This is a genomic window from Streptomyces populi, from assembly GCF_002911015.1.
GTDB lineage: Bacteria > Actinomycetota > Actinomycetes > Streptomycetales > Streptomycetaceae > Streptomyces > Streptomyces populi.
The window spans coordinates 1-10,660 of the sequence record NZ_KZ626876.1 but is presented as its reverse complement, the minus strand read 5'-3'; the positions used below and the strand labels follow the sequence as shown (position 1 = coordinate 10,660).

Sequence of the window (10,660 nt, the reverse complement as noted above, 5' to 3'; positions counted from 1 at the left end):
CGTGTTCGAATCGACAGCGGTCACGACGTGGTCGGCCGGGACGAGTCGGACGCCGTCCCGTCGGAGGCCCCGTATTCGGCGTCGAGGAACTGCATGAGGTCGCTCGCGCTCGCCGTCTCCAGGTCGTCGGCATCGGTGCCGGCGCTCCTGCCGACTCCCCCGGCTCCGGTGCCCGTGCCGGAGAGCCGGTCCAGGAGCGCGGAGAGACGGGTGGCGAGCGCGGCCCGGGTGTCTGCCGGTGTGAACGGCGAGAGCACCTTGGCCTCAAGGCGGTCGAAGTCCTCGAGGACCGGACCGTCGTCGGCGGGGGCTTCGTCGAGGTCCAGTTCCGTGAGCAGTCGCTCGGCGAGCGACTCGGGCGTGGGGTGGTCGAACGCCAGCGTGGCCGGCAGCCGGGCGCCGACGAGTTCGCCGAGCCTGTTCCGCAGCTCCACGGACATCATCGAGTCGAAGCCGAGTTCCCGCAGCGCCCGGTCGGCCTGCACCTGCTGCGGGTCGCCCTGCCCGATGAGCTGCGCCACGTGGGTGCGCACGACGTCGAGCAGTACGGGCAGCCGCTCGTCCTCGGGCAGCGCGCCCACCCGGTTCTTCAGCGCGCCCGCGGTCGTGCCCGCGCCGGGGAGGGCGGCGGGTGCGGCGTCCCGGCCGCCGCCCGCCGTGTCCGCGGGCGCGAAGCCGCTGAGCAGCGGGCTGGGGCGAAGGACGGTGAACGCGGGCAGGAAGCGCGACCAGGCCACGTCCACCACGACCGGGTCGGTGTCGCCCGGCACGGCGCGCTCGAGCGCTTCGATGGCGCTGGGCACGGCGAGCGGGAGCAGCCCGCGCTTGCGCAGTTCCCGGTCCTCGTACTCGGTGACCATGCCGCCGCCCGACCAGGGCCCCCAGGCGATGGAGACGGCGGACGCGCCCCGCTCGCGGCGTCGGCGGGCGAGCGCGTCGAGGCAGGCGTTGCCTGCGGCGTAGGCGGCCTGGTCCGCGGCGCCCCAGATCCCGGCGATGGAGGAGAACATGACGAACTCGTCGGCGTCGGGCAGCAGTTCGTCGAGCAACAGCGCGCCGTTCACCTTCGCCGCCATGTCGGTCTCGAAAGCCTCGGGGTCGACGTCCGCGATGCGCGCGTACCGGATCACGCCGGCGGCGTGGACGACCGTACGCACCGGGTTGTCCTCGGCATCGAGACGGGAGAGCAGTTGCGTGACGGCCGTGCGGTCGGTGATGTCGATCGCCACGGCTTCGGCCCGGACGCCCGATTCGCCGAGTTCTGCCAGGAGTTCGGCGGCACCGGGTGACTCGGCGCCGCGGCGGGAGAGCAGCACCAGGCGGTCGGCCGTGCCGAGGGCGGCCAGGCGGCGGGCCACGTGCGCGCCCAGGCCGCCGGTTCCGCCGGTGATCAGGACGGTGCCCTTGGGCTGCCAGGTTCCCGCGTCGGCCGCGGGTGCGGTGCCGAGCCGGCGGGCCCACAGGCGCCCGTCGCGCACCGCGAGCTGGTCCTCGGCGCCATCGCCGGTGAGCACGCCGGCAAGCAGACGTGCGGTGGTCCGCCCGGCGTTGTCGTCAGCCGTTCCGGGGGCGGCCGTCCCGAGGTCGGCCGTCTCCGGAATGTCGACGAGTCCGGCCCAGCGCGAAGGGAGTTCGAGGGCGGCGACCCGGCCGAGCCCCCAGGCGCCCGCCGCGGCCACGTCCGTCGCCGGGTCGTCGACACCGACGCCGACCGCGCCGCTGGTCACGCACCAGACCGGCGCGTCGAGCCGCTCGGTCTCCCGCAGCGCGGCGAGCAGTTCGGAGGCGTCGGCGGGGCAGACGAGCACGCCTTCGACCGGTGTCGAGGCCGACGCATCCCATTCGGTGGGCGTGAGGACGTGCTCGAACAGCTCGGCGAGTCCGGGGCGTGCGGTGCCGAAGAGCAGCCAGGTGCCGGGCACGCGCTCGGCGATCCGCGCCTCGCTCAGCGGCTCCCACCGCACGGCGAAGCTCACGGCCTGTCCGACGGCCCCTTCGGCCGCCTGGAGCTGTGCGCGCTCCACGGCGCGCAGGATCAGCGATTCCATGGCGAGGACCGGGGTTCCGGCGGCGTCCGTGATCCACACCGAGGTCGCCTCCGGCCGCGGGCGCAGCCGTACGCGGACGCGCCGCACGTCCGTGGCGAAGAGGCTGACGCCGCCGAAGGAGAAGGGCAGGCGCACCTCGTCGTCGGTCTCGTAGAAGCTGCGGGTGATGGGCAGGGCGTGCAACGAGGCGTCCAGCAGAGCCGGGTGGGCGCCGAAGCCGTAGGGCTGGTCCTCGGGCAGCACGACCTCCGCGAACAGATCGTCGCCGCGCCGCCACAGCGCCTTGACCGACCGGAAGGCGGGGCCGTACTCGTAGCCGCGCTCGGCGAGGTCCGGGTAGAGCGTGTCACCGGGGATCCGTTCCGCGCCCGCGGGCGGCCACACCGCGCCGGTCCAGTCGGGCGTGAAGCCGTCGGTGTCCACGCGGGAGGCGGTCACGACGCCGGTGGCGTGCAGCGTCCACTCCTCGCCCGGCGTACGCGTGCGGATCAGCAGTTCACGCTCGCCGCCCTGGTCGGGTGCGACCCACACCTGGAGGTCGCGGGCCCGGCCGCCCGGGAACACCATCGGGGCGCGCAGGACGAGTTCTTCGACGCGGCCCGCGCCGACCGCGCGCGCGGCCTCCAGCGCCAGTTCCACGAATCCGGTGCCGGGCAGCAGCAGGGTGCCCATGACGGCGTGGTCGGGCAGCCACGGGTCCGTGCCAGGCGCGAGGCGGCCGGAGAACAGGACGCCGCCCCCGCCGGGGAGGTCCGTGCGCTGCGACAGCATCGGGTGCGGCAGCGCGTCGGCCCCGGCGCCGGGGCCGGTACCCGAGGACGGGGCCGTCAGCCAGTAGTTCTCGTGCTGGAAGGGGTAGGTGGGCAGGTCGAGGTGCGGGACCGTGGCCCTGCCGCGCTCGTGTCCGCGGCCGTCGGCGGCATCGGCATGGTCGGCGTCCGCCTCGGCGTGGTCGGCGAACCAGGTGACCGGCGTCCCGGTCACGTGCAGGGTCGCAAGGGCCCTGAGGAATGTGTCGGGCTCGGGCTGCCCGGCACGCAGCGCCGGCACGAGCGCCGCGGGAGCGGCGGACACGTCCTCCAGGGTCTCGGCGACCAGCGGCGCGAGTGTGGGGTGCGCGGTGAGTTCGAGATAGCGGGTGGTGCCGAGCCCGTGCAGGGTGGTGACGGCGTCGGCGTGGCGGACGGTGTGGCGCAGCTGTTCGGTCCAGTAGTCGGCGGTCGTGATCCGGTCCTGCTCGGCGAGCAGTCCGGTGAGCGTCGAGACGACGGGAATGCGCGGCGCCTGATACGCAAGTCCCGCCGCGATCCGGCGGAACTCGTCCAGGATCTGGTCCTGGTGCGGACTGTGGAAGGCGTGGCTGACGGTGAGCCGCCTGCTCTTGATCCCCCGCTCCGCCAACTGTGCGGCGATGTCCGCGAGGACCTCGGGATCACCGGACAGGACGGTCGACTCCGGCGCGTTGACCGCCGCGAGCGAGACCACGTCCTCACGCCCCGCCACGAGACCCTGCCCGATCTCCTCGCCGGCCTGGAGGGCGAGCATGGTGCCGGGCGTGGTGATCTGCTGCATCAGACGGGCCCGGTGGAAGACCAGCGTGGCCGCATCCGCCAAGGAGAGCATCCCCGCGGCATGCGCCGCGGACAGCTCACCGATGGAATGCCCCACCAGATGGTCCGGCCGCACACCGAACGACTCCAGCAGCCGGAACAACGCGGTGTGCAAAGTGAACAACGCCGGCTGCGTGAACGCGGTCCGGTTCAGCAGTTCCGCCCCGTCCGACCCCGGCCCCGCGAACATGACCTCGCGCAGCGAGCGGCCCAGCAGCGGATCGAAGACCGCACACGCCTCATCCACGGCAGCGGCGAACACAGGATACGCCGCATACAACTCCCGCCCCGCACCCGGACGTTGACTGCCCTGACCGGAGAACAGGAACGCGGTCCTGCCCGCCGTGGCCCGACCACGCACCACCATGGGATGCCCGGCACCCGACGCGAGCGCCGACAGCGCCTCGGTCAGTCCGGCACGATCGGCGCCGATGAGGGCGGCGCGCTGCTCGAACTGCGACCGGGTCGTCGCGAGCGCGCGGGCGAGGTGACCGGTGCCGGTCCGCGGACGGGCTGCGAGGAACTCCGTCAGGCGGTCGGCCTGCGCGCGCAGTGCGTCGGGGCTTTTCGCGGAGACCAGCCATACGGCGGGGTCTGTGGAATCGGCTTCGGCCTCGTACGCGATCCGCTCCTTGACCGGAGGCTCTTCGAGGATCAGGTGCGCGTTGGTACCACTGATCCCGAACGACGACACGGCGGCACGACGCGGCCGCTCCCCCGCCTCCCAGACGACCGGACCGGTCAACAGCCTGACCTCACCCGCCTCCCAGTCCACATGCGGCGAAGGCTCATCCACATGCAGGGTCCTGGGAAGCACCCCGCCCCGCATCGCCATCACCATCTTGATCACACCACCCACACCCGCCGCCGCCTGCGTGTGCCCGATGTTCGACTTCAGCGAACCGAGCCACAACGGACGACCCTCCGACCGCTCCTGCCCGTAGGTGGCCAGCAACGCCTGCGCCTCGATCGGGTCACCGAGCGCCGTTCCCGTCCCGTGCGCCTCCACGGCGTCGACATCGGCGGCCTCGAGCCCCGCATCGGCCAGGGCCTGCCGGATCACCCGCTGCTGCGACGGACCGTTCGGCGCGGTCAGACCATTGCTCGCACCGTCCTGATTGACCGCCGAACCACGGATCACCGCAAGCACACGACGCCCGTTGCGCCGCGCGTCACCGAGACGCTCGAGCACCAGCATGCCCACACCCTCGCCCCACGCCGTACCGTCCGCCGCCGCCGCGAACGACTTGCAGCGGCCGTCCGGCGCCAGGCCCCGCTGCCGGCTGAACTCCACGAAGGTGCCGGGGTTCGCCATCACCGTCACGCCGCCGGCCAGCGCCACCTCGCACTCGCCCGAGCGCAGCGCCTGCGTCGCCAGATGCATGGCGACCAGCGAGGAGGAGCACGCGGTGTCGAGCGTGACCGCCGGGCCCTCCAGGCCCAGCGTGTAGGCGATCCGGCCGGACAGGACGCTGGTCGTGGTGCCGGTCAGCAGGTGACCGCTGACTCCCTGCCCCGTCGCCTCGTACAGGCGCGGCCCGTACTCCTGCGGCATCACGCCGACGAACACGCCCGCCCGGCTCCCGGCGAGGCTCAGCGGATCGATGCCGGCCCGCTCCACCGCCTCCCAGGAGGTCTCCAGCACAAGGCGCTGCTGGGGGTCGATCGCCAGGGCTTCACGGCGGCTGATGCCGAAGAACGGCGCGTCGAACTGTCCGGCGTCGTGCAGGAAACCTCCCTCCCGGACGTACACCTTGCCCTCGGCGTCCGGGTCCGGGTCGTAGAGCCCCTCCAGGTCCCAGCCACGTCCCGAGGGGAATCCGCTCACCGCGTCGATTCCCCCGGCGGCCAGCTCCCACAGCTGCTCCGGGTCCGTCACGCCGCCCGGATAACGGCATGCCATGCCGACGATCGCGATCGGTTCCCGCTTGCGTGCCTCGATGTCCCTGATGCGCAGGCGCGTCTGGTGCAGGTCGGCGGTGACCCGCTTGAGGTAGTCGCGGAGCTTGTCGTCGTTCGCTGGCATGGAGGAACCTGCGCCTTCTGCGTGTTCTGCATCGCGCGGCCGGTCCGGTGGGACCGACCGCGCGGCGTGGCGGAGTCGGACTGGGCGGACCGTCAGGTCAGTCCGAGTTCGTTGTCGATGAAGTCGAAGATCTCGTCGTCGCTGGCCGACTCGAATCGGTCGGTGGCCCCGGCGGCGTCCTCGGCGCCCGGCCGGCCCGCTTCCTGCCGGCCGTGCAGCCACACGAGCAGGTCCTCGAGGCGGACGGTGAACCGGGTGAGTGTCGCCTCGTCCGCGTCGGCGGCGATCGCCGTGTCCACCAGCCGTTCCAGTTCGGCGAGGACCGCCAGGCTGTCGGACGTCGCCGTCTGCGGGGTCTGCGGGGTCTGCGGGGCCAGCCGCGTGTAGAGGAAGTCGGCCACGGCCAAGGGCGTCGGGTGGTCGAAGATCAGTGTGCCGGGGAGCCGCAGACCGCTGACGGCACCGAGCCGGTTGCGCAGCTCCAACGCGGTGAGCGAGTCGAAGCTCAGCTCCTTGAATCTCCGCTCCGGGTCCACCGTCGCCGCGGTCGCGTGTCCCAGGACCGCCGCGGCGCTGTCCTGGACCAGTTCCAGCAGCATCCCTCGTCGCGCGGCCTCGGTCGGCAGTTCGGCCACGCGCCGGGCCAGGTCCGGTCCCGCGTCCACCGCGGCCCGCCGCGGTGCCGGGAGGCGGGCGCCGTCAGCCGTTGCGGCGGCCTGCGGCAGACGCCGCACGGGCCGGGCCGGTACGACGTGCCGGAACAGCAGCGGCACCTCGGCGACGTCCCCCGCTCTCCCGGCACCACCGGCACCACCGGCGCTTTCGGCCAGGGCCGCGAGGTCGAGCCGTACCGGCACCACGGCCGGTACCGCCGCGTCGCGCGTGGCGTCGAAGAGGGCGAGGCCCTCGTCGGTGGATAGGGGCAGTACGCCGGTGCGTGCCATCCGGTTCAGGTCGGTCGTGCTCAACGCCTGCGTCATACCGCCGGCGGCGTGCTCCCAGGGGCCCCACGCCGCGGCGACCGCGGGCAGCCCGCACCGGTGTCGGCGGTATGCGGCCAGACCGTCCAGGAAGGCGTTCGCGGCGGCGTAGTTGCCCTGTCCCGCGTGGCCGATCACTCCGGCGACGGACGAGAACAGTACGAAAGCCGACAGGTCGGCGTGGGCGGTGAGTTCGTGCAGATTCCACGCCGCGTCCGCCTTGGGCCGCAGCACGGTGTCGAGCCGCTCCGGCGTCAGTGCTTCGACCGGGGCGTCGTCGAGCACGCCCGCGGCGTGCACCACGGCGGTCAGTGGATGCGCCTCCGGGACCGCGGCGACGACCCGCGCCAGCGCCGTGCGGTCCGCCGCGTCGCAGGCCTCGACGGTCACCTCGACGGCGCCCGCCGCGCGCAGTTCCGCGACGATCTCGGTCACGCCCTCGGCGGCCGGGCCGCGCCGCCCGGTGAGCACCAGTCGTCTGACGCCGTGCCGGGTGACGAGGTGGCGGGCCACGTTGCCGCCCAGCGCGCCCGTGCCGCCGGTGATCAGGACGGTCCCCTCGGGGTCCAGCGGCGCCGGGACGGTGAGGACGACCTTGCCGACGTGCCGGGGCCGGCTCAGATGCCGGAACGCGTCCTGCGCGCGCCGCACATCCCACGCCGCGACCGGGAGCGGACGCAGCGCGCCGCGCTCGAACAGCTCCGTCAGCTCGCCCAGCATGGCGCCGACGTGCGCGGGTTCCAGCTTCGTCAGATCGAACGAGCGGTGGGCGACGCCCGGGTGCCGGGCGGCGACCGCCTCGGAGTCGGGGGTGTCGGTCCTGCCCGTCTCGACGAACCGGCCGCCGGACGACAGCAGCCGCAGCGAGGCGTCCACGGCGTCTCCGGCCGGGCAGTCGAGTACCACGTCCACGCCGGCGCCGCCGGTCGCGGCCCGGAACCGGGCCGCGAACTCCTGGGTGTGCGACGGCGCGAGGTGCGTGTCGTCGAGCCCATGTGCGCGGAGGTCCGCCCATTCGCCGGGGCCCGCTGTGCCGAACACCTCGGCGCCCCGGTGCCGGGCGAGCTGCGCCGCCGCCAGGCCGACGCCGTCGGCCACCGAGTGGATCAGCAGCCGCTCGCCCGGTACGACGGCGGCCAGTTCGACGAGTGCGTGATAGGCCGTCAGGAACGCGACGGGCACCGACGCGGCCTGCGCGAACGTCCAGCCCGCCGGGATACGGGCGAGGGTGTCCCGCTCCGCCACGGCCTGGGGGCCGAAGTTGCCGGTGAGCAGGCCGAACACCCGGTCGCCGACGGCCAGATCGGACACGCCGGGGCCGGTCTCGGTCACCACACCCGCGCCTTCGAGCCCGAGGATGTCGTGGTCCGGCGGTGTGTCGCGGGCGAGGACCGGGGCGCGGAGATCGACTCCGGCCGCGCGCACCGCGATCCTCACCTGACCGGTGCCGAGCGGGGCGCGCTGATCCGCCCCGGCCTGCTCGGCCACGTCGGCCGGTGCGGGCCACGGGACGTCGGCGTCCTGCGCGGTGCGAGCGAGTCGCGGTACGAGCACCTCGCCGTCGCGCACCGCGAGTTGCGGTTCGCCGGTGCGCAGGGCGGCGGGCAGGGCGGCGTACCCGTCGGACGGGTCGCCGTCGATGTCGACGAGGGTGAAGCAGCCCGGGTTCTCGGTCTGGGCGCTGCGCACCAGGCCCCACGCGGTCGCCTGCGGCAGGCCGAGTGCGTCCGGCGCCGTCGCCGCGGCCGTCGCATCGTGCGTGACGAGGACCAGGCGGCCGACGGTGAGGGCGGGCGCGTCGAGCCAGGACGTGAGGAGGGCGAGCGCGCGGCGGGCGACGGCGTGCGCGCCGGCCGCACCTCCTTCGTGCTCTCCCGTCCGCTCTCCTTCGTGCGCCGGAAGTTCGGCTCCGTGCGCAGCGAGATCGGCGAGCACGACGGACGGGTGCGGGTCACCGTTCTCGACGCCGTGGACCAGGGCGTCGAGGTTCGGGTACGTGCGGATGTCGACCGCCTCAGCCGCCAGCGTGGAGACCGGATCGGGCACGGGGCTCCGACCGATGAGCGCCCAATGCTCCGGCGCGTCCGGAGCCGCGGCGCCGACCGGTGCCGCTGCCGGTGTGGCGGACCACTCGACGTGGTACAGCGACCGGGGTCCGCCCGCCTCTGTGCCGGAGCCGTCGCTCAACCGGTCCAACACCACGGGACGCAGGGACAGTTCCCCTGCGGTCAGTATGAGGGCGCCGGACGGATCGCTCGCGACGACGCGGACGGTGGTCGGCCCGGTCCGGGTGAACCGGACCCGCAGCGCGGTGGCGCCCAGCGCGTGCAGGGCGACGTCGCCCCAGGAGAAGGGCAGCAGCGTGCCCGAGGCCTCGGTTCCGGACACCCCGTCCGCGAGCAGTCCGCTGCGCAGCAGGGCGTGCAGCGAGGCGTCGAGCAGCGCCGGGTGCACCGAGAACCGGTCCACGTCGTCCGAGGCGGCGGCATCGTCACCCAGCTCGACCTGTGCGAACACGTCGTCGTCCGTGCGCCACGCGGCGGTCAGCAACCGGAAGTCGGGGCCGTACTCGTAGCCGGTCAGGGCCAGAGCGGGGTAGAGGTCCGTCAGGTCGACCGGCGCCGCGTCGGCGGGCGGCCACTGCGGTGCACGGTCCGCGGCGTCGGGCGCCCCGGCGGGTCCCAGGGCTCCGCTCGCGTGCCGGGTCCAGGAGGACGGGCCGGAGGCGTCGTCGCCGACGGGCGCCGGGCGCGAATGGACGGCGAAGGCGCGCAGGCCGGACTCGTCCGCCTCCTGGACGGTCACCCGGATGTCGACGCCGCGCTCGCCGGGCAGCACCAGCGGTGCCTGAAGCGCGAGTTCCGCGACGCCCGGGTGCTCCCCCGCGCCGTCCGGCGCGGCATGCAGCACCAGATCGAGCAGGGCGGTGCCGGGCAGCAGCGTCGTGCCGTGGATCGCATGATCGGCGAGCCAGGGGTGCGTGAGCGTGCCGATACGCCCGGTGTGGACGAAGCCGCCGCCCTCGGGCAGTTCGACGGCCGCCGCGAGCAGCGGATGCGGCGTGCCCGCCAGCCCGGCCTGCGTGACATCGGCGCGCGGCGCGGGCGGCGTGAGCCAGTAACGCTCGCGCTGGAAGGCGTACGTGGGCAGTTCGGGCAGAGCGGCGGAGCGAGGGCCGGGGAGTGCCGACCAGGCGACGTCGGCACCGCTCGTGTGCAGGGTCGCGAGGGCGCGCAGCAGGGCGCCGTGCTCCGGCTGTCCGTGGCGCAGCACCGGGACCAGAGCCGCGGGGCTCTCCTCCAGGGTCTCGGCGACCAGTGTGGCCAGCGTCGGAGTGGGAGTGAGTTCGAGATAGCGGGTGGTGCCGAGCCCGTGCAGGGTGGTGACGGCATCGGCGTGGCGGACGGTGTGGCGCAGCTGTTCGGTCCAGTAGTCGGCGGTCGTGATCCGGTCCTGCTCGGCGAGCAGTCCGGTGAGCGTCGAGACGACGGGAATGCGCGGCGCCTGATACGTGAGCTTCGCCGCGATCCGGCGGAACTCGTCCAGGATCTGGTTCTGGTGCGGACTGTGGAAGGCGTGGCTGACGGTGAGCCGCCTGCTCTTGATCCCCCGCTCCGCCAACTGTGCGGCGATGTCCGCGAGGACCTCGGGATCACCGGACAGGACGGTCGACTCCGGCGCGTTGACCGCCGCGAGCGAGACCACGTCCTCACGCCCCGCCACGAGACCCTGCCCGATCTCCTCGCCGGCCTGGAGGGCGAGCATGGTGCCGGGCGTGGTGATCTGCTGCATCAGACGGGCCCGGTGGAAGACCAACGTGGCCGCATCCGCCAAGGAGAGCATCCCCGCGGCATGCGCCGCGGACAGCTCACCGATCGAATGCCCCACCAGATGGTCCGGCCGCACACCGAACGACTCCAGCAGCCGGAACAACGCGGTGTGCAAAGTGAACAACGCCGGCTGCGTGAACGCGGTCCGGTTCAGCAGTTCCGCCCC

Annotated in this window: 2 protein-coding genes; both read right to left on the bottom strand. The window is 73.7% G+C overall.

Annotated elements, in window-relative coordinates:
• Positions 1–20: 20 nt before the first annotated feature.
• Positions 21–5,684 (bottom strand): type I polyketide synthase, encoded by a 5,664-nt coding sequence (locus CW362_RS20015; RefSeq protein ID WP_103550875.1) that lies wholly within the window; start codon positions 5,682–5,684, stop codon positions 21–23.
• Between the two features lie 92 nt (positions 5,685–5,776).
• The gene (locus CW362_RS20010) at positions 5,777–10,648 is read right to left on the bottom strand and encodes an SDR family NAD(P)-dependent oxidoreductase (protein WP_276313684.1); all 4,872 of its coding nucleotides are present in this window, start codon (positions 10,646–10,648) and stop codon (positions 5,777–5,779) included.
• Positions 10,649–10,660: the final 12 nt, after the last annotated feature.

What these genes read in the sequence shown, in the direction of transcription:
- CW362_RS20015 (WP_103550875.1), bottom strand. Translation starts at nt 5,684, where the DNA reads ATGCCAGCGAACGACGACAAGCTCCGCGACTACCTCAAGCGGGTCACC.